Annotated in this window: 15 protein-coding genes; 9 read left to right on the top strand and 6 right to left on the bottom strand. The window is 59.3% G+C overall.

Annotation, left to right across the window (positions count from 1 at the left end; all coding sequences use genetic code 11):
- From AC2FNB_RS07400 to AC2FNB_RS07390, 3 genes are all read right to left on the bottom strand, one after another.
- The coding region (locus AC2FNB_RS07400; protein WP_496745412.1) for a helix-turn-helix domain-containing protein at nucleotides 1-189 on the bottom strand (189 nt) is incomplete at its 3' end.
- Nucleotides 189-392 carry a helix-turn-helix domain-containing protein gene (locus AC2FNB_RS07395; RefSeq protein ID WP_496745411.1) on the bottom strand — a complete coding sequence of 68 codons (204 nt, stop codon included), beginning with the start codon at nucleotides 390-392 and terminating at the stop codon, nucleotides 189-191. The genes AC2FNB_RS07400 and AC2FNB_RS07395, both read right to left, overlap by 1 nt.
- A 489-nt stretch (nucleotides 393-881) precedes the next feature.
- On the bottom strand, nucleotides 882-1658 hold the full coding sequence (locus AC2FNB_RS07390; RefSeq protein WP_480748961.1) for a helix-turn-helix transcriptional regulator: 777 nt from the start codon (nucleotides 1656-1658) through the stop codon (nucleotides 882-884).
- A 126-nt stretch (nucleotides 1659-1784) separates the two neighbouring features.
- Here AC2FNB_RS07390 and AC2FNB_RS07385 point away from each other — a divergent pair, with 126 nt between their 5' ends.
- From AC2FNB_RS07385 to AC2FNB_RS07350, 8 genes are all read left to right on the top strand, one after another.
- Entirely contained in the window at nucleotides 1785-2903 is a 1119-nt protein-coding gene (locus AC2FNB_RS07385) for an ABC transporter ATP-binding protein (protein ID WP_480748962.1), read from the top strand.
- Between the two features lie 39 nt (nucleotides 2904-2942).
- Nucleotides 2943-4100 carry an ABC transporter substrate-binding protein gene (locus tag AC2FNB_RS07380; protein WP_480748963.1) on the top strand — a complete coding sequence of 386 codons (1158 nt, stop codon included), beginning with the start codon at nucleotides 2943-2945 and terminating at the stop codon, nucleotides 4098-4100.
- A 13-nt stretch (nucleotides 4101-4113) separates the two neighbouring features.
- Nucleotides 4114-4965, top strand: coding sequence for an ABC transporter permease (locus AC2FNB_RS07375; protein ID WP_480748964.1), 852 nt, complete (start codon nucleotides 4114-4116; stop codon nucleotides 4963-4965).
- Nucleotides 4966-4976: 11 nt separating this feature from the next.
- The gene (locus tag AC2FNB_RS07370; protein ID WP_480748965.1) at nucleotides 4977-5789 is read left to right on the top strand and encodes an ABC transporter permease; all 813 of its coding nucleotides are present in this window, start codon (nucleotides 4977-4979) and stop codon (nucleotides 5787-5789) included.
- A 24-nt stretch (nucleotides 5790-5813) separates the two neighbouring features.
- The gene (locus AC2FNB_RS07365; protein ID WP_480748966.1) at nucleotides 5814-6572 is read left to right on the top strand and encodes an SDR family NAD(P)-dependent oxidoreductase; all 759 of its coding nucleotides are present in this window, start codon (nucleotides 5814-5816) and stop codon (nucleotides 6570-6572) included.
- 22 nt (nucleotides 6573-6594) lie between these two features.
- Entirely contained in the window at nucleotides 6595-7365 is a 771-nt protein-coding gene (locus tag AC2FNB_RS07360) for an SDR family NAD(P)-dependent oxidoreductase (protein ID WP_480748967.1), read from the top strand.
- A gap of 509 nt (nucleotides 7366-7874) precedes the next feature.
- Nucleotides 7875-9695, top strand: coding sequence for an adenylate/guanylate cyclase domain-containing protein (locus tag AC2FNB_RS07355; RefSeq protein WP_496745408.1), 1821 nt, complete (start codon nucleotides 7875-7877; stop codon nucleotides 9693-9695).
- Between the two features lie 327 nt (nucleotides 9696-10022).
- A complete protein-coding gene (locus AC2FNB_RS07350) occupies nucleotides 10023-11384 on the top strand; it encodes an adenylate/guanylate cyclase domain-containing protein (protein ID WP_496745407.1) in 1362 nt (453 codons plus the stop codon).
- 915 nt (nucleotides 11385-12299) lie between these two features.
- On the opposite strand, the gene AC2FNB_RS07345 is transcribed toward AC2FNB_RS07350, so the two are convergent.
- Nucleotides 12300-13283: an ABC transporter substrate-binding protein gene (locus AC2FNB_RS07345; protein WP_496745405.1), complete on the bottom strand. Its 984-nt coding sequence runs from the start codon at nucleotides 13281-13283 to the stop codon at nucleotides 12300-12302.
- A gap of 8 nt (nucleotides 13284-13291) precedes the next feature.
- On the bottom strand, nucleotides 13292-16003 hold the full coding sequence (locus AC2FNB_RS07340) for an MFS transporter (protein WP_496745416.1): 2712 nt from the start codon (nucleotides 16001-16003) through the stop codon (nucleotides 13292-13294).
- A 615-nt stretch (nucleotides 16004-16618) separates the two neighbouring features.
- On the opposite strand from AC2FNB_RS07340, the gene AC2FNB_RS07335 reads away from it, so the two are divergent.
- Nucleotides 16619-17239, top strand: a complete 621-nt coding sequence (locus tag AC2FNB_RS07335) for a sulfotransferase family protein (RefSeq protein WP_480748572.1) — start codon at nucleotides 16619-16621, stop codon at nucleotides 17237-17239.
- A 524-nt stretch (nucleotides 17240-17763) separates the two neighbouring features.
- On the opposite strand, the gene AC2FNB_RS07330 is transcribed toward AC2FNB_RS07335, so the two are convergent.
- Nucleotides 17764-18924, bottom strand: a complete 1161-nt coding sequence (locus AC2FNB_RS07330; RefSeq protein WP_496745402.1) for a tyrosine-type recombinase/integrase — start codon at nucleotides 18922-18924, stop codon at nucleotides 17764-17766.
- Nucleotides 18925-19245 lie beyond the last annotated feature (321 nt).

Here is a 19245-nt window from a genome sequence, read left to right as displayed (position 1 = left end):
CTGACCCAGGAAGGCCTTGAGATCGCGACCTCGAATCAACCAGGGCTTGCGGCTGATGTCCGCCGGCAACCCGTGCTGCCGGATCCACCTGATGACGGTCTGGCGGTGAACGCCTAGGGTGCCCGCCGCTTCCCAGACCTCGTAGACGCGGTGGGTCTTGATGCGTTTCGGTGACGGCCGGTGTGCCATTACCGGCCCTCCTGCGGCAGGGGGCCGTTGGTGTTCTTGCAGACCTGAGCGTTCTCGTAGGCCTCGATTTCCGTCTCGTCATAAAGGACGCGCGCGCCAATCTTGAGAAAACGCGGGCCCTTCCCGAGCCAGCGCCATTGTTCCAGCGTGCGCGGCGACAGGTGCCACCGCTCCGCCAATTGCTCTTGCGTGATCTTCGCCATCAATGCCTCGTGGCTTCGTTGCAAGGCGCGTTACTACGCCCGGCTTCATGGCATCATTGTGTGGCTCAAAGGTCCGGATGTATGTGGTCAGGGGCGAGAAAGCCGTGACACCCGCGGCCGGTAACATGCTGATATTTATGAGCATCGGATCGAAACTTGTGACAGATCGGCGAGATCGCGTGACAAGGCGCTCGGACATTGACCCTTGTGGGCCGTTGTCTGGACGCCAGCTCTATCATTATGTCGGAATACAGGGACTTGTTCATTGTTGCCGGTCTCAGGGACCGCGGGAGAATTCGTCCCGGGAAAGGATCGCGTGGGCCAGCAGCAGAATTGCCCGACCAATCATTGGTTGCTCCACAAAAAGTAAAGCTGCCCTTCATTGGAGGCGCAGCAATTTCGGACGGACCTATGACCGCTTCGCGGACAAAGCAGACATATGCTTACGGCGAAACCACAGCGTTGTGCCGCGTCCTTTATGTATTCGAGCTAGCTGGCACCGATAGTATCGAGGAAGAGAGAAAAGAGTTCTCCCTGCGAGTTGATCCTTAGCTTTGCGTAGACGTTCCGGCGGTGAATGCGGACGGTTCCAGGCGAGATCGAGAGCAGTCTGCCGATCGCCTCCGAAGAATGGCCACGCAGCGTCAGCTCAACGATCTGGCTTTCTCGGTCAGTCAGAGCGCCATCGCCGATCGTGTTGAAGGCGTCGGCGACTTTCCGGTTCAGGATGTCCGAGGTCTTGCTTTGGCCCGATCTGTCAACGCTCGACCAATGATGGCGGCACAATCCTTGGACGATGGGTTGGATCTCGGACAAGGCGCGCATCTCGGCCTTGCTGAATTGTTTCTCTGTCCGCATGAGCGATACAACGATCTGGAGCTCAGAATCCACGTCGATCAGAAAACCGACCTCTTCCGCCAATCCGGTCTGAGCATAGTAGCTTCGATAGTACTCGCCCTGATAAAAGCGATCGGGCGCTATGTCCTTCAATCGCCAGATACCCTGCGGAGTGTCGCCGATGCTCGCCAGAAAGAACGGATCAATGAGGTAAGGGCCCTCAAGGTAGTCGTCGACGTGGAGCTTTCGCCGCGCAGGGGTGAAATCGTCAAAGAGCGCCAGCGGCCGCTCTTTCCCCATGTATCCGAAGATCACTGTGAATTCGTAGGGCACCACGCTGCGCAGACCATCGGCGAGTGTCTCGGCGAAGGATGAAGTTCCAACGGCATCGAGGCACAGCGCGGCTTGGCAGTTCCAGTCTGTCGGCATGTCGTCCCTCAAATATCAAAAAAGGCATATAACGAATTGCATATTTACACAAACGCATATTCCACGACTAATTGTGGAATACGCGTTATAGTCGCGATCCCTCGTTTTTTCTGCTCAGGCAAGCCATTGCTGCATCACGAACAGCCCACTGAAAGGATAGAGACGCCCATCGCAGAGTTGCGCGGCGTCACCAAGAGGTTCGGGTCGCTTGTCGCGGTGGATAACATCGATCTCAGCATTGGGTCGGGCGAATTCCTGTCCTTTCTTGGCCCTTCAGGCTGCGGCAAAACAACCGCACTCCGAATGCTGGCGGGCTTTGAAACCCCAAGCGAAGGGCAGGTGTTGATCGGAAACGAGGATGTCTCCGACCTCGAACCGTACCGACGACCCGTGAACATGGTCTTTCAGAGCTATGCGCTTTTTCCGCATATGACCGTCGCTCAGAACATCGCTTACGGGCTGGATCAGCGGCGGCCGAGACTGCCGAAATCCGAAATCGCCGACAGAGTGCAACGCGTGCTCGACACCGTACGCCTGGGCGAATTCGGAAAGCGTCGCATTTGGGAGATGTCTGGCGGGCAGCAGCAGCGTGTCGCCCTTGCGCGGGCGATCGTCAACGAACCCAAGCTGCTTTTGCTAGACGAACCGCTTGCCGCGCTCGACCGAAAGCTGCGCAAGGAAATGCAGATCGAGTTGCAGGATATCCAGCGTCAGTTGGGGATCACCTTCATCCTTGTCACGCATGATCAGGAAGAGGCGCTGTCGTTGTCTGACCGGATTTGCGTAATGCGCGCAGGTGAGATCGTTCAGGAGGGAAGCCCGCAGGAGCTCTACGATCGCCCGACCACGCGCTATGTCGCAGACTTCGTGGGAACATCGAATTTCTTTGACGGAAAGGTCAAGATCGCCTCCAGCGGTGAAAGCGCGATCACGCTCGCCAACGGACAGACCTATTCCTGCGCCCTTGTCGGGGATATTTCCACTGGCCAAGCAGGCTGTCTCAGCGTGCGTCCAGAACAGATCAGACTGAGCCGAACCGAAGTACCGAATGGACTCCCGACGACGGTGCAGAACCGCATCTTCCTAGGCGAGCACACCGAGTACGTCGTCCGTCACGAACACCTTGGAAATATCACCGCACTTGCGCCTCGTCAGGCGGACGTGGGTTTATCGACACTCGGGAAAGGCGACACCGTCTGGGTCCACTGGACCCCTGAGGCCGCCCTAATCCTGAGGCCGGACTGAAGGTCAAAGAGCAGCAACCATCCAACTGGGAGACACGACATGAAAGACAAATCATACATCTCAAAACGGAAATTCATGGAAGAGTTGCGTCGCTACGAAAATGGCTCGGTCACGCGGCGACATTTCCTTGGCGTCACAGGGCTTGGCACCGCGTCGGCCGTGATGGCCGGCGCACTTCCCGGCCTCAGCCCGTCACGCGCGCTGGCCGGCAGCCATATCGGCGACCGTGTCGTTCTGGCGACTTGGCCGAACTATCACGATCCTGAGAACTTCGAGATCTTCACTGATCAGACAGGCGCTTTCACACAGGTGAACGTCTTTGGTTCGAACGAGGAAATGCTGGCAAAGCTTCAGGCCGGGGGCAGCGGCTGGGACGTCTACGTTCCAACGAACTACACGATCACGACCTATGTTGAGGAGGGCTTGATCGAGCCGCTCGATCTGTCGAAACTTCCGAACTATGACCCGGATGCATTCGATCCCCGCTTTGCCGATGCCGGGATCGTTGACGGGGTCGTCTATGCGGTGCCGAAGAACTGGGGTACCACCGGTATCGCCAGCAACACGTCGCACAACGGCGGTGCCGCCATCGACAGCTGGAAAGACTTCTTCGATCGCACGATGGATGACTTCTCCGGCCGCACAATGGTGCACGACTATCAGTTGACCACCATCGGCGCTGCGCTGAATTATCACGGATATTCATTCAACTCAGTCGACGCGGCGGAACTGGCAGATGCCGAAAGACTGCTGATCGACGTCAAACCGCACCTCTTCGCGATCACGTCGGATTACCAGCCCGCAATGCGGTCGGGTGACGCCTGGCTTACCATCTGCTGGACCGGTGACGGCAAGCAACTTAATACCGACATCCCCGAGATTGCCTTTGCGCTGGGCAAGGAGGGTGGTGAACTCTGGAGCGACTACTACGCCATCCCCAAAGGCGCACCGCACATGGAAGCGGCCTATGCGCTGATCAACTTCATGCTCGATCCTGAGGTCAATGCGCGAGAAGTCCTTGCCCATGGTTATCCGGTCGCGGACAGCCGCACGAACGCCTTGTTGCCGGAAGAGATCTTGAACGACCCGATCCTTTATCCGGCGGCAGAGCGCCTTAATGCGCTCGAATTCGGGGCTGCGGCAACCCTGACCGACCCGAACCGCGCCGAGTTGCTCGCGCGCTTCAAGTCGGCCTAATCGGACGAAAGGGATGACGGAGCGCGAAAGGAACTGGCTTCTGGTCGCACCTGCGGGTGCCTGGCTGCTGGTGATGCTCGTGCTTCCGCTCTCCGTTGTGCTGATCTTCAGTTTTGGAGAGCGGGCACCTGCCGGCGGCTGGGTGCCCGCTTTCACCTTCGAGCAATATGCGAACCTGCCAGCGCGCTTCACCGCTTTCAAGAACACTCTCACACTCGCTCCGTTGGGAACTCTGGCGGCGCTGATCATCGCATATCCACTGGCCTATCAGCTTGCCGTACGAACAGACCCCAGATGGAAGACGATCCTGCTCGTTCTGGTGATCGTACCGTTCTGGACCTCGATCCTGATCCGCAGCTATGCGTGGATTTTCATTTTGGGCGGACAGGGATTGCCCGCACTTCTCGAAACCTTCGGCATCGAGGGGGTACGGTTGATCTACACGCCCTTCGCGGTCACCGTCGGCATCGTCTACGGCTACTTGCCGCTTATGGTTTTTCCGATCTACGTGGCGCTGGATCGTCTCGACAAACGGCTTTTGGAAGCCTCGTCCGATCTCGGGGCGAGGCCGTTCACGACCTTTCTCAGGGTCACGCTGCCGATGTCCATCTCGGGCATCGCAACCGGGTGTATGTTGGTCTTCATCCTGCTGATGGGCGAATTCCTGATCCCGGCCCTTCTTGGCGGCGGCAAGGTCTTTTTCGTCGGCAATGCGCTGGTCGATCTCTTCCTGCAATCCAGAAACTGGGCCTTTGGCTCGGCAGTGGCGGTCATGCTCATTCTCGTCATGCTGGTGACGGTCACGGTCTACATGCGTCTTATCGCGCGCCTGAGCGCCACGCGTGAAGACGTGTCGATCATGTGAGGGCCTGATCGATGCGCATCTACTCCCTTTTCGTCTATGTGTTCCTCTACACACCGATCGCTATCATTGCGCTCTTCAGTTTCAGTGCGGGCCGCAGTGCAAGTCAGTTCGAAGGGTTTTCTCTCAAGTGGTACGGGCGGGCCCTCGACAACCCCTTCGTGATGGACGCGCTCGGCAACAGCCTCTTTGTGGCCTTCGTGTCAGCAACACTGGCCAGCATTCTTGGCACGCTGGCGGCGGTTGGCCTGCAAGGGATCAGAGGACCGGCGCGCGCATTCTTCGATGCGATTATCTACATCGCCGTAATGATCCCAGGCATCGTAATCGGGATCGCGACTCTCATCGCGCTGGTGACCGTTTTCGACGTGGTCAACCCGTGGCTGGCCAGTATATGGCCCGAAGGCCGCGAGCCGCCGGCCCTGTCGATGGGCATGCCGTCCCTCATCGCCGCGCATACAATGTTCACACTTGCGCTGGTCGTCCTGATAGTACGTGCCCGTCTGCAGGGACTTGAGGGAGCCTTGTCCGAGGCTTCTGCAGACCTTTATGCACCGCCCTTGCGCACGTTTCGGCTTATAACGCTTCCGCTGATCGCACCGGCGATTCTGGCCGGGTTTCTGCTGAGTTTCACCTTCAGCTTCGACGATTTCATCATCGCCTTTTTCGTTGCCGGCTCCGAGACGACGCTGCCCATCTATATTTTCTCTTCGATCCGGCGCGGGGTGACACCTGAGGTCAACGCCATCGGGACGATGGTGATGCTTGCATCGCTCGTCCTTCTGGTGATCGCACAACTGATTCTACGGCGCGGCGACAAGCGCTGAGAGCAAAAAACCTGGGAGGTTTCAATGCTGCTGGAAAATCGCGTTGCTTTCGTAACGGCTGCTGGCTCGGGGATCGGCGCTGCCGGAGCCGAGGCCCTTGCACGCGAAGGAGCAATGGTCGTGGTCACGGACAAAGACGGAGCGGCTGCCACAGAGGTCGCGAAACGCATCGTGAACGAGGGTCACAAGGCGAGGGCGCTTGAGGTCGACGTCACGGATGATGCTGAACTGGTCGCGACGATCGCCGACGTGGCGCGGGACGAAGGGAGGCTGGATATCCTTCATTCACACGCAGGCGTTCAGATCGAAGGCAAGCTGGAACAGGTCGCGGTCGCGGACATGGACCTGTCTTGGAGGCTCAACGTGCGGTCCCACTTTGTTGCCGCGCAGGCGGCGCTTGCTCCGATGCGTCGTCAGGGAAGGGGAAGCATCATCATCACATCTTCGAATTCCGGCGTTCAGTACGATCGCGAGATGATTGCCTATGCCACGACAAAGCACGCGGTTCTCGCGATGACGCGCCAGATGGCTGCCGATTACGCAAAGGAAAACATACGGTTCAATGCGCTCTGTCCCGGGTTTATCGACACGCCCTTCAACCTCGGTTTCGAAGTTCAGATGGGCGGACGCGACAAGCTGGAGGAATACATCCGCGATGCTATCCCAATGGGCCGCTTCGGTACTGTCGACGAAATCGCGGATGCCATCGTATTTCTGGCGTCGGACAAATCGTCATTCATGACCGGTCACGCCTTTGTGGTCGATGGTGGCGAATGCATCTGAGTACGCAGCAAGGGAGACGAACATGACCGGAAGACTGGCTGGAAAGACGGCGGTGATATCGGGTGGAGCCGCAGGCATGGGGCGCGTCACATCTCTTCTGTTCGCCAATGAGGGCGCGCGCGTTGCCATCATCGACATTCAGGAAGAGGCGGGCCGCGAAACCGTTAAGATGATCCACGACGCCGGCGGAGAGGCCTGGTTCTTTCAGGCCGATGTCGCCAGGTCCGTAGATGTCGACCGCGCCTTTGACGCAATCAAGACGGAGGTTGGCCCCTACGATGTGCTCTTCAATCACGCTGGCACAATCATCGTCAAACCGCTCCACGACTCCACCGAGGAGGACTATGACCGGCTCATGGACATAAACGTGCGGTCTGCCTTTCTAGTGTGTCGGCGCGCCTTGCCGGAGATGGTCGCGAATGGTGGTGGGTCCGTCGTCATAACCGCCTCGATCGCTTCTGAGTTGGGATATGCACTCGAGTCGCTCTACTGCATGACGAAAGGGGCTGTCCTGCAGCTCTCACGCGCCATCGCGGTCGAATATCGCGAGCAGGGCATCCGGTGCAACGCCGTCTGTCCGGGTTTCGTGAAAACCGCACATGGTCTGCGAGAGATCGCCGAACTGGATGCGCAGGGCCAGCACTGGGAAGACGGCGATCTTGCAGCGACCCAAGGGCGCATTTGCGAACCCGAGGAGGTTGCCCACGCCGTCCTGTTTCTTGCGTCGGACGAAGCAAGTTTCGTGAACGGCTCCGCGCTTTACGTTGACAATGGTTGGTACACGCGCGGCTAGAGACCTGTACTTTTGGGTCCAGTGAGGCAAAAACCCCAATCCGACAACACCCAAGAACTGCGGTCTTGATCATGTCTTGCTCCAGCAATTTGCGTTTGCGATATGGCTGCTTTGGGCTCGAAGCCGCCTTACGGCGGTGCAGCAGCGCCAACTTGAGGCGGGCTCCGGAAGCAGTCGTTCGCAGGGCGCAGGTTCTTCCCTGTGATCAACCGGCTGGTCGGCTCTGCGGACTTTCGGTAATCGGAAGCGGTCGTTGGGTGAAACGGGATTCAACGACGGCCTCGAGCCCATCGCGTCGCTTGCTGCACGCCGAACGAACTAGTGCAATGCGCGGTATGCGGACATAGCCTATGATGGCGCGGGTCGACGGCGACTGTTCCCTGGGCGCCGCGCCGCTGCAACGCAGCTTCACCGATCCGGCCGTTCGCGCACTGTGCAGCGTGGCAAGACGGGCGACCGACTGCACCGCGGGACGAAACCGCCGTCCGCCGCTGCGCAGCAAATGACCAATGATTGTTCTCTGGTTTGCATCCCCAGACTGCGTTACTTCTATCTTCATGGACCGCAAACTAACGACCATCCTCGCCGCTGATCTAGCGGGTTACTCCCGCCTGATGGCGTTGGATGAGGAAGGGGTGATCGAACGTCTCCACTCTGCCCGCATCAAGGTGATTGACCCGGCCATCGCCGAAGCGGGCGGCAGGATCATCAAAACCATGGGGGATGGGCTGCTCGTGGAGTTCCCTTCCCCTGTTAAAGCGATCCGCGCAGCGTTGCAGGTATTGCGACAGATGCGGGTTCAGGAAGCCCTGGCTCCGGAAGACCAGCGCCTGCGGTTCCGGGTCGGTATCAATCTCGGAGATGTAGTGATCGATGGCGACGATGTGCTCGGTGACGCGGTGAACGTCGCGGCTCGGCTTGAAAGCCTCGCTCCGGTGGGCGGGCTGTGCATTTCGCGCAGTGTTTACGATCAGGCAAACGGGCGTGTGGAGGCGCAGATGACCGCGCTTGGTCCGCAAACCGTCAAAAACATGCCGGACCCTGTCGAGGTCTGGCGCGTGGAGGTCGCCGGAGCCGATGCGCCTCTGGTCAACGCCAAACGGGCCGAGCGCCCCTCCATCGCCGTGCTGCCGTTTGACAACATGTCCTCGGATGCCGATCAGGAGTTTCTCGCGGATGGCATCGTAGAGGACGTGATCACCGAACTCAGCCGATTCCGCTCGCTGATGGTTATCGCCCGCAACTCGACGTTTGCCTACAAGGGACAAGCGACGGATATCCGTCGGGTCGGTGAGGAACTCGGCGCGCGATACGTGGTGGAGGGCTCGGTGCGGCGGGGTGGCAACCGGCTCCGGGTAACAGCGCAGCTGATCGAGGCCAGCACTGGCGCACATGTCTGGGCAGACCGCTGGGACCGGACGCTGGATGATCTCTTCGAGCTACAAGATGAGATGACCCAAGCTATCGTCACCGCCGTAGAGCCGGAACTGGGTGCACATGAGCGGCGTCTTGCACGGTCGCGCCCAACAGAGAGCCTGACTGCGTGGGAACTGTGTCAGCGCGGCTGGTCGCGGCTTGCCGAGTATACTGCGCAGGCGACGGATGAAGCGGAAACACTTTTGAAGCACTCAGCCGAAGCCGACCCGAACTTTGCCCTTCCGCGCGCCTTGCTTGCTCGACTGATGAACATCCGGGTTGGCGCCGGATTGCAAGACCCGGCTGGGCCAATACGCGAAGGTCTGGCATGGGCGCGCGAGGCTCTTGAGATCGATGACCGTCTAGAAATCGCACAAGCTGCGCACGGCGTCTTACTAGCCATGTCTGGACAGTCCAAGGAGGCCACCGATGCCGTCAATCTAGCAACTGCACTGAACCCCAACAGCGCATTTTGTCATCATGCGTTGGGTCTCGCTGAAATGTTTAAGAAAGAACCTGACGGGATGAGGATGGCAGAAGCCGGTCGGACAGCGTTGCGTCTTAGCCCCAAGGACCCCACTGCACATGCGTTTCAGAACGTCGTGACGGTCGGCTTGTTGATTGATCGCCTCGATCACAACGATCCAGAGTTCATGGCCTCCGCACGTGCCGCATCGGGGCTTCCGGGCACGGCATGGTACACGCATTTGCTTACGGCCTTCGCAGAGTTGGCGGATGGGAATGCAGATGCTGCAGGGCAATGTATTCAGTCTGCGTTGAAGATGCGGCCCGATATGACGCTTGCGGCGTACCGCACAATCTTTCCGTTTCCGAAATCTGCGGCGCTTTTTGAGATCGGAGACCGCAATGGCGCAAACGAGAGAATTATCGAATTGGGTCTGCCGCGCGGCTAACTGCGCGTTCTGCGCCAGTCGCCTCTGCGAATGGGCAGTTGCAACTAGATGCAAGGTCTGCGTTGGGCTCCCTGCCACCACCCGACTGATTTTGTCAGGAACCGTGGTCTCGTCTCACGCTGAACGACCGGGTCGCGGACGAAGCGACCGATCGAGATCGAGGTGCCAATGCCCACAAACCGATTCTGACCGGTCTTTCGTTAGGTTACTTTATACCACGTCGCATTCCTGGAGAAAGCCCACATCGCTGCTCCTGCCTTGGTTTGGCTTGAACAGCGCTCTGGCTGCGTGCAACGTAGACCATGAAACACGTGTGAAGAATACTGAATGGAACGACCAGAGACTAGATTTGCCCGGACGGACGGGGTCGCCATCGCCTATCAAGTCGTCGGCGACGGCCCCATTGACCTAATTTATGCCACTGGTTGGCTCGGTAACATAGACATGATGTGGGAGAGCCCTCGCTACCGAGCTTTCTTGGAAGGTTTGGCCAGTTTCTCGCGACTTATCGTATTCGACAAGCGGGGCTCCGGGCTCTCTGACCGGGATGTCGGTTCGCCGACGCTTGAGCAGCGGGCAGAGGACATTCGAGCAGTGATGGATGCCGCGGGCTCTGAGACGGCCAGCCTCTTCGGAGTCAGCGAGGGTGGCAGTATGACCTGCATGTTCGCGGCGACCTACCCGGAACGAACACGTTCGATCATCCTGCTCGGCTGCACGCCTTGCTCCGCTTGGAAACCCGACTGGCAGCTCGGTTCCCGGCGTGGAGACTTCGAGCGCTGGTTGCAGGACACCGAGATGCAATGGGGGAACATCGAGGAACTCGACATGTACTCGCCGGAGATGGCGCGGGACACAGTCGAGAGGGGGCATTTCAACCGGCTGCTTCTGCAAAGCGCCAGCCCATCCTCGATGGTAGCGATCTCGCGCCTGAACTATGAAATCGATATGCGGCAGGTCGTACCGGTAATCTCCGCGCCAGCGCTTGTCGTCGTACGCGACGGTGACCGGCCCGATCTACAGGCCGGCGCCCGGTTCTTCGCTGAGAACATTCCCAACAATAGGCTGGCGATACTGGAAGGTGACGACCACCTGCCCTGGTTTGGCGACGCGATGGCGATCTGCGATGAGATGCAGCGTTTCATCCTCGGTGAGGCATCTTCGCCCTCGGAAGAGCGGGTGCTGGCAACCGTATTGATTACCGACATTGTCGGGTCGACCGACATGGCGGCGCGGATCGGCGATGCCGCATGGCGCGGGCTTATCGACAAGCATGACCGGATTTGCGGCGCGACGATCACACAGCATCAGGGCCAGTTCGTTAAATCCCTGGGCGACGGATTGTTGGCCACATTCGCTGGCCCGAGCCGCGCGATCGCCTGTGCGGTCGATATAAGGGAGAAGGTCGGGGGCCTTGGTCTTTCGATACGCGCCGGGTTGCATGCGGGCGAGTGTCTGCGCCGCGGTGACGACATATCCGGGATGGCTGTTAACCTGACAGCGCGAATCGCCGACAAGGCCGAGGCGGATCAGGTACTGACGTCCGGCACCGTTCGCGATCTGGTCGTCGGCTCCGGAACTTCCTTTGACTTGGCCGGCGTGCACCAACTAAAGGGCGTTCCCGGTGACTGGCTTTTATATCGCGTCGCCGGCATTGAACCTGCAGCGTGGAAAGACTCTGTTGGCTGAGCTCGGGTCGCGAACAACCAGAGTTCGAGACATCCCGGTTTGGTCAGGGCCCAGGAAAAACAGCCTGAAGCGGTGTTTTCCTGGATAATCTAGTGGTCAGACCCATGCAGATCGCATCCTATCCAACCCAATGGACCGTGTTTTTCCATTTTTTTGCAACAATTTAATTTCATTTTGCATTGATTCCATGTGTTTCGATCACAGCATTAGGTTCCGAAAGCTCTTGTCCGCTTCGTTATGACTGCCACTACTAGCTGCCGACTCCCAAGTACAGGAGATCTGACGGCCGCTTCCGGGAACATCGACCAGCTCCTTCGCGGGCGCAATGAATAGCAGCTCTTACTCAGGACCCGTCGTTGACTGAGGAACGGGAGGATTCTGCCTCGGGCTCCCTGCCGTCATCTGAGTCTTTCAGTCGGTTACTGCCTGCTTGAAGGGCCGGTTTCGAGCCAAGCACATGGTTTTGTTCGCTCCTGCAGCAAACCATCAGCCGCCTACTCAGTCGATGTGCGGTACGTTCGCGAACCGTGAACACCGGCCCTTCATCAAAGGAGGTCGACCGGCCGCTGTGTCCGCGACTCGGACCTTCGACGATTTTTCACGAATGGCCGCTGCTGGTGAAAGCCGCCGTTCGGGCTGGAAATTTCAAATCGACGGCTTCGAACGGCTGCTAAACGCGACACAGCAGACACTCGCCAAAATTCAGAGAAGGTCTGCACCGAGCCCTTTCAGGACGTTCGTGAGTCTCATAGCATCAGTCAAAATGGGCGGTTTCCGGACCTTCTCTGCGTCTGCGAAGATGGCACTCGCATGACCTAAGAGCGGACGCTCAGGCTATACATTCACGCCGCAGGTACGCTTTAATTGAACGGCGTCTTGAATGAACTGTGAAGCGGGCTCAACTGCCGTTGCCTCTCACTCCACGACTTCCGCAATCTGCAGGAGGCTCACGGGCGGGAAAAGTCCGATATCCTTCGCCATCGACAGGTTTACGGTGACCGCGAAGTCAGTCATTCGGGCGACTGCCAGAGCGCCCGGGGATGCTCCACCGAAGAGGATTTTCTCTACCTGTTGCCCGGCCAGGCGGCCGACCTCGTAGTAGTTGGCCGCCACCGAGAGCAGCGCGTCTCCTTGGCGGGCGGCCTCCTCGTAGGGGCTGATGACGGGAAGTCCGGCATTTCTCGCCGCTGCTCCGAGGGTCGCGCTGTTGGCCTGCAGGAATGAAGAACTGCCGACATAGAGGAAATCGGCTCCCTCGCGCACCAGTTCGCGCACCTTCAGCGGAATGTCCTCGACCATCGGAAGCCCGTCCGACGCGAGCGGAAGGGCCGCAGCGACGAGCCGAAAATTCTCTTCCTCCGCAAGCTCGGCCATCTCGCGGTGCTTCAGCACCGAATTCTGCTCGTTCTCGTTGTAGATCAGACCGAGGGTGTCGAAGGTCGGAAGATAATGCCGGATCGTCTGGATGGTCACGCTCTCGGGCATCCGGTTGTAGGTTCCGGTCAGGTTTTCGCGACCCGTTGCGTCGAGCGATTGCACGACGCCGGAGCCGACCGGGTCCGCGACGATCATGAAGACCTGCGGGATCTCGTGGTTGTACGCCGGATCATCGAGCTGGGACATGTCGCCGGCGATGGCTTTGGTGACGCTGGTGCCCCAGCTGACGATCAGGTCCGGGTCTTTCTCACGCGCCTCCTCAAGCAGCAGCGGCAGGACGCTGGTGTCCTGTCCCGCGTCTCTGACATTGATGTTCACTTCGTGATCGAGGGCCTCGAGGTAGTCGGTGAGACCCTGGCACGCTTCTTCGCAGCCGCGCCACGTCTCGATGAGAATATTCATGTGCTCGGCCTGCGAGGCCGTCGAGATAATTCCCGAGATCACTGCGGCAATGACGAACAAAGACTGTCTCACGACGGATGCCTCACCTGTCTGCTGCGCGTTAGCGTCATGTCGGCGACGAAGAATAGGAGTCCGCCCCCCAAAGCGACAAGCCCGAGCAGTGGCGCGAGCGACGCGAGCCGCCCCGAACTGCTCAGCGCGGCGGAGAGAACCAGTCCGATCAGCGCGCCTGCGCGTTCGAGGAAGCGCAGGATCGAGACCGGGCGCGTCGAGGCACCGCCAAGGTCGATGGTCAGGGCGTATATTGGCGAGCGGAGCAGCGCGTGTCCGGTCCCCACAGAGAGCACGACGAAGGCCGTCGTCCAGACATCCGTCCGGGCATATAGCGCAAGGAGTGAGAGACCCGCGAGGCAGGCACCTGTGAGAGCGACGGGGACCGTCAGGTGGTCGCGCCGACCGATCGAACCCACAACCGGGCCGAGGAGAATTGCCGCCAGATAATAGAGCATGACCACGCGCGCGATGTCGGCCGGTCTCTGCCCCTCGGCTCCAAGAGTGACGGGAACGTAGTACCAGATGAACCCTGCAGTCACGGCGCTGAGCGGCATCGCCAGGCCAACGAGCAACGCGGCCAGACGAAGCTTCCCGGCCCGGGCCATTGCGCTGTAGAGGCGCGTGGCCGGGGTGGCAAAGGGGCTGCCGGAAGGCCCACCCATGTTGACCTTGCAGGTCACCCCGGCAGCGAGAATGAAAACTGCTCCGAGCAGGATCGCCGTGGAAAAACCAAGACGACTCGCCACCACGCCACCGATGACCGACCCGCAGAATGTTCCTCCGAGGATGAGGCCTATGAAGACGCTCATCGTGCTCACGCGGGACGCGGCCGGTTCCGCCCGGAGCGCATATTCCTGTGCTGCAACGGTCGCCAGCGCATAGCCCACGGCAACAACGCCCCTGGCGATCGCGATTTGCATCACGCTTCCTGCAGCGGCCATCCAGACCAGTGCACCGAAAGCGACCGGAACCGAGTACAGGAAGAGCGGCGTAGGTCCGAACCGCCGTCCAAGCGCCCCGGCGAAGGGCGAAAGGGCGGCGACACAGACCAGATAGACGATGAGCGGTGCCGCCGCCGCCAGATCGACCGGGAGCCACGGCGGACGAGCGGCGCCACCGGCGAGAAGTGGCAGGAAGGATGCGGTAATCTCCGCGCCGAGCGCAAAGAAAAATAGAGGCAACCGAATATCCGCAGTCTCGGAGGTCCGCAGCAACGTCGGCGCGGGCCACCGGCCGCTGCCTCGCGCCGCGAGGTCGAGCGCGTATGCATTCAGTCTCGCGGCAAGACGCCGGACGACCTCCGGGCCGCGCTCGCGCATAACGTGGATGAAGGAGCCTCGGCACTGTTCCTCCAGAAGCCTCTTCATCTCCGCATGAGGCTTCAAGATGGAGGCGTTCACTGTAGCGACCGCTATTTCGACCCCGATCAGCAGCATGGCGATCGCGAGGATGGACACGTCGAGAAAGACGTCACGCAACCGCGTCTGGATGAACAGGTCGCTACCAGAGATCTGGACGGTACCCACGACCTGACTTCCGGCGAGCACGGGGAGCTCGACCGTACCGGCCTCGATCCCGACAGCCGCAACGAAAGCCGCGCCAATGCTGGATGTTGTCGAAGCCGCTGCAGATGGGTTCCCTCGAGCCTCCGCGATCGTCTCTCCGTTCGGCAGGGCGATGGCTATCCCCGAGATCTCGTGGAAATCCTGCAGGATACCCTCGAGATAGGGCGAGAGGCCCCCAATCGCCGAGATGGGAATACCGAGTTCGAGGGTGCGCTGCATCTCTGAGCGGATGAGTTCAGCGATGACGGTCGCTCGACTCTCCAGTTCGGGTTCGATCGCCTCTTCGAAGGCGAACAGGACGACGGCCGAAAATCCGGCGAAGGCTAATGCTATGAAGGCGGACAGCGTCAGCGAGAGGCGGCTGCGAAGCTCCGGTGGCGCAGGTGCGTCGAAATGAGGCGCCTCAGGATCGGCAGGCCCGACTTCGCGCTCTGCGGCATCGCGGTATCGCGCCTCCGCTCTGAATAGCTTGCCGAACAAGGGGGAACCGTCCTGCCGAGGCGCGGGGCCCGCCGGGTCGGACCTGAGCCAGCTCGCGCGCTCGACCTGCCCAAGTTCGCAGTCGACCTCGTCGTAGCTCGACACGACACTGCTTAGCGCCCGAAGCAATGCAAGCCAGATCAGTGGAGCCGCGACGATCGCGAAGATCAGACCGCTCAAGAGTAGCTTTCCGACGATCGACCAAGATTGGGATGCCCCTTTGCGGCCCGAGTAGGCGATAGCGATGCCACCGACGAGGTCGTCGTCCGGACTCAGGAGCCGGACGCCTGCGTAGTATCCCTGGGAGGTGTCGCCGGACCACGTCCGAACCGTCCCGGCCGGCTTGCGGAGCGATGCGCCAAGAGCTGCACTATCGACACCGGGGGACGTGGCCGACTTCAGGAGCGCACCGTCCGTCCCGAACAGGAAGACACCCTCAATCGCGGTGTCGAGCTGACGCGCCCGTTCGAGCAGCACACCTGCATTGCGCACCGAAGACAGCGGCAGCCCGATGGTGGCAGCCGCCTCAAACGGGGCTGCCACGCGGCTCGCGAGGATACCGACCTTCTCACGCTCCATTTCGGAGTTGATCTGATTGAACTGCAGAACGGCGAGCGCAATAAATGCCAGCAGCGACGCTAAGACGACCGAATAGATTGCCGGAAAAATCCGTCGAAGCATCAGCAAGTCCGTTCTCCTCCCTCTCCGACAGTAGCAGGAAGAATCCATTGCCGACAACGGCTCACCGTTGCTGCGGCGCGGCCCGCCCCTGCGCCGTCTTCGTGCAATCGAGGTTCTGGACGAGGTTTGAGGCTGTGCAAGGTAACCACTGTCCAAGCGTCGTGTCTGGCCGCGCACTAACGGATGCGGCCGGGTTCATGCACGCGCAGCGCGAATGTCTTGAAACGGCTTCTCCGGCCATTCGTTGAACGCTAAACGAATGACCACTATGGGCCGAAAGCGCCAGTTAACCAACCGGAGCCGGAAGTCGGCTTGGTCCGCACAATAGACGCTGCTCGAATTTTTGCGAATGGCTGCTCCAGGAAGAAGCTGACATTCGGACCTGAAATCGCCGTTTCGCTACCGCCAACTCCAGCTTTACCCCGAATAATAGGCATCTGAGCAAAAAAGTCGGATGACTGCGCGGAGCCCAGAGCGGTCCTTTCCTTGACGCCGTGAATATCCAGTACCGGTGGGCACCGGGCGACTTACATCATGTAGGGTATTGCCAGAGACTGCTTCGGGCCGCACTGTAGTTCGGGTAAAGCTTCCACATCGCAGCAAGGATTTCATCTGATGGCCCTCGAAATTATTGGCGCCGGCTTCGGGCGTACTGGCACGGACTCCCTCCGTGAAGCATTGGCGGTTCTCGGCTTCGGACCTTGCCACCACATGCATGAGATCCGGGACAATCCGGAGAAAGCGGGTCCATGGCATGATTATTTTTGTGGTGGGTCGCCGTTGGATCTCGACCTGTTGTTCGACGGCTATCGGTCGCAGGTCGACTGGCCTGGCGCCCATCTTTGGCGCGAGTCGGCTGAATACTACCCGAACGCGAAGGTAATCCTGTCGGTGCGTGATCCGGAGGGCTGGTATGCGTCCTACTCGAAAACGATCAAAGTTTTTCGCGAAACCGAAATGCCGCCGGAGGCGCCACATATGCGCCAAATCCAGGAGTTCGTGGATGTCTTTCTCGCCGACCGCTTCGACACCGAGGAACGGGCAATAAAAGACTTCGAGGCGCATGTTGCCGAGGTGAAGTCAGTGATCCCGGCGGACCGTCTTCTCGTATATGAACTGGGCTCAGGATGGGAGCCGCTCTGTGAGTTCCTCGGAGTATCTGTGCCGGATCAAAGCTATCCGCATACAAACTCCACGACAGACTTTCAGAAGCACAATATTGAACTGCAGAGATAGTCCGCAAAGCAGTCTGTCCGGTCGCGTCTGCGGCAGCTTGGTCCGCATGTGAGACGCTTGGCACCTGTGCGGCGAACGTCCGGTTCAGATTCGGGGCAATCTGGCCGAGTTCAATGACCGCCTTGGGGAAACTGTGCTGCGTTGCCGCGACTGGCTCTGCAACTTGGCCGTCGCGCGTCGGTGAATTGGGCGGCATCAGCACCGGGCACAAAGTCCGCAGGTTTGGCTGCTTACCTGGTTTCAGACATTGTCCGGTGTTGGTGGAAGTTGCCGTGGACCGTTGTTCCTCACTAGTGCCTCGCCCCAAGGCCGCCAGTTTTTCTTTCATTTTGCCCACAGAAGAAATTGCCTGTCCCCGCCGATCCCTGCCTCAAGGCCACAGAGATCGACCCACCCCCTCCCACCCGGACCCGAAAGGAGAGCCTACAAAGCGGCGAGGAGAAACACCCACTGTTCAAACAGCTCACATCTCAGGCGTTGAGCACGATGCCACGCATCCAGATTTTTCTTTTTGATCTTGGACCTCAACCATCCAACTTGAGCTTCCGTCCCATTATTTCGGCGGCTTCGCGCAGCGGATCATCCGCGAGGTGGGCATAGCGTTGAGTGGTTGCGGGATTGGTGTGGCCAAGAAGTCGGCCGACAATCGGAAGGCTGAGCCCGCTTGATACAAGGTGCGACGCGTGCGTATGGCGGTTGTCGTGAATCCGGTAGTCGGTCAGCCCGGCCGACTTGGTCACAGATTTCCAGAACGCCTTGAGGTCCTTGTAGGGTTGTTCCGGATTGCGTCCCGGAAACAGAAACGGGCTGCTGCCCGAAGCGGATCCCTTCATTTTGAGCAGCAAGACACAGGCCGCATTTGAGAGGGGAAGATGTTCGGTTCGCTTCTGCTTGGTGTGATGAGAGGGCTTGGTCCACACGCCGCGATCAAGGTCAAAGTCCAGCCAGGTCGCGGACAAGACCTCACCTATCCGTGCGCCCGTCAGCAATTGAAGCCGGATGGCATTGGCCGCGACTTGGTTGGGGTGATCTAACAGAGCCTTAAGCAGACGTTGCAGTTCCTGGTCGGAAAGCCACCGTTGGCGTTTCTCCTCGTTGAACTTTTCCACGCCTCGCACCGGATTGTCCGGGCGGAGCCCCCAACGGATCGACAATTCGAACATCTTCGATAGCAGGGCGAGTGTTCGATTGGCCTGGTAAGGCGTGGGTTTCATTCCATTGTGCAGTTTCTGGATGTCCTTGTGCGAGACTTCCACAACGCGGAGACGGCCGAGTTGCGGGAGGATGTATCGGTCCAGCAGAGAGCGGTCGTTCCTGACGCTTCCGGGTCGTTTCTTTGCGATGGCGTGTTCCGAAAGGTATTGCGCGGCAAGATCCGACATCTTGGCCGACTGCCGTATCGATCTGGCCTCTGCAACCGGGTCGGCACCGCGCAGGACATCTGCGAGCAGGCCGCGCGCCATTTCCCGCGCTTCATTGAGTGAAAGCGTCGGCCCGTAGCGGCCGAGCGTTTTGCGCTTGGACCGCCCTGTCTGCCGGTTGCGGTACTGGATCACGAAACTTTTCACGCCACTGGGTTTCACACGCAGACCAAAACCGGGCAGGGCTTCGTCCCAGTAGACGACCTCTTTCTCCGTCGCCGCGATGCGATCGATCCTGGATTTCGTGAGGTGGTGTTTTGGCATGGCGCAGTTTGCTTGGGTGATTTCCGGTAAGCAATAGGTAAGCAAAACGGAGAGAAAATTAAAGAAATTTGTCGAAATGGAGTGTGCAGAAATTCTACTAATTGCCATAAAAATAATATCTTATGGTACTTGCAAGGAGTAGACAGAAACACTGCCCGTAAGACTTTTAATCAGTGGGTCGCAGGTTCGAATCCTGCACGGCTCACCACTTTTAATAGTAAAACAAAGAGTTCCGCCTCCGGGCTGTTGGCTTGGCAGGCCGTGTGATCGAATTTCACGGAAGAATGTGCTGCAAGGGATTTTGTTTTCTTGTGTTTCATA

It is taken from the genome of Ruegeria sp. BHSB058 (assembly GCF_059613285.1).
This window is presented reverse-complemented; position numbering and strand designations above follow the sequence as displayed.

What these genes read in the sequence shown, in the direction of transcription:
- AC2FNB_RS07395 (WP_496745411.1), bottom strand. Translation starts at nt 392, where the DNA reads ATGGCGAAGATCACGCAAGAGCAATTGGCGGAGCGGTGGCACCTGTCG.
- AC2FNB_RS07390 (WP_480748961.1), bottom strand. Translation starts at nt 1,658, where the DNA reads ATGCCGACAGACTGGAACTGCCAAGCCGCGCTGTGCCTCGATGCCGTT.
- AC2FNB_RS07380 (WP_480748963.1), top strand. Translation starts at nt 2,943, where the DNA reads ATGAAAGACAAATCATACATCTCAAAACGGAAATTCATGGAAGAGTTG.
- AC2FNB_RS07375 (WP_480748964.1), top strand. Translation starts at nt 4,114, where the DNA reads ATGACGGAGCGCGAAAGGAACTGGCTTCTGGTCGCACCTGCGGGTGCC.
- AC2FNB_RS07370 (WP_480748965.1), top strand. Translation starts at nt 4,977, where the DNA reads ATGCGCATCTACTCCCTTTTCGTCTATGTGTTCCTCTACACACCGATC.
- AC2FNB_RS07365 (WP_480748966.1), top strand. Translation starts at nt 5,814, where the DNA reads ATGCTGCTGGAAAATCGCGTTGCTTTCGTAACGGCTGCTGGCTCGGGG.
- AC2FNB_RS07360 (WP_480748967.1), top strand. Translation starts at nt 6,595, where the DNA reads ATGACCGGAAGACTGGCTGGAAAGACGGCGGTGATATCGGGTGGAGCC.
- AC2FNB_RS07355 (WP_496745408.1), top strand. Translation starts at nt 7,875, where the DNA reads ATGATTGTTCTCTGGTTTGCATCCCCAGACTGCGTTACTTCTATCTTC.
- AC2FNB_RS07350 (WP_496745407.1), top strand. Translation starts at nt 10,023, where the DNA reads ATGGAACGACCAGAGACTAGATTTGCCCGGACGGACGGGGTCGCCATC.
- AC2FNB_RS07340 (WP_496745416.1), bottom strand. Translation starts at nt 16,003, where the DNA reads ATGCTTCGACGGATTTTTCCGGCAATCTATTCGGTCGTCTTAGCGTCG.
- AC2FNB_RS07335 (WP_480748572.1), top strand. Translation starts at nt 16,619, where the DNA reads ATGGCCCTCGAAATTATTGGCGCCGGCTTCGGGCGTACTGGCACGGAC.
- AC2FNB_RS07330 (WP_496745402.1), bottom strand. Translation starts at nt 18,924, where the DNA reads ATGCCAAAACACCACCTCACGAAATCCAGGATCGATCGCATCGCGGCG.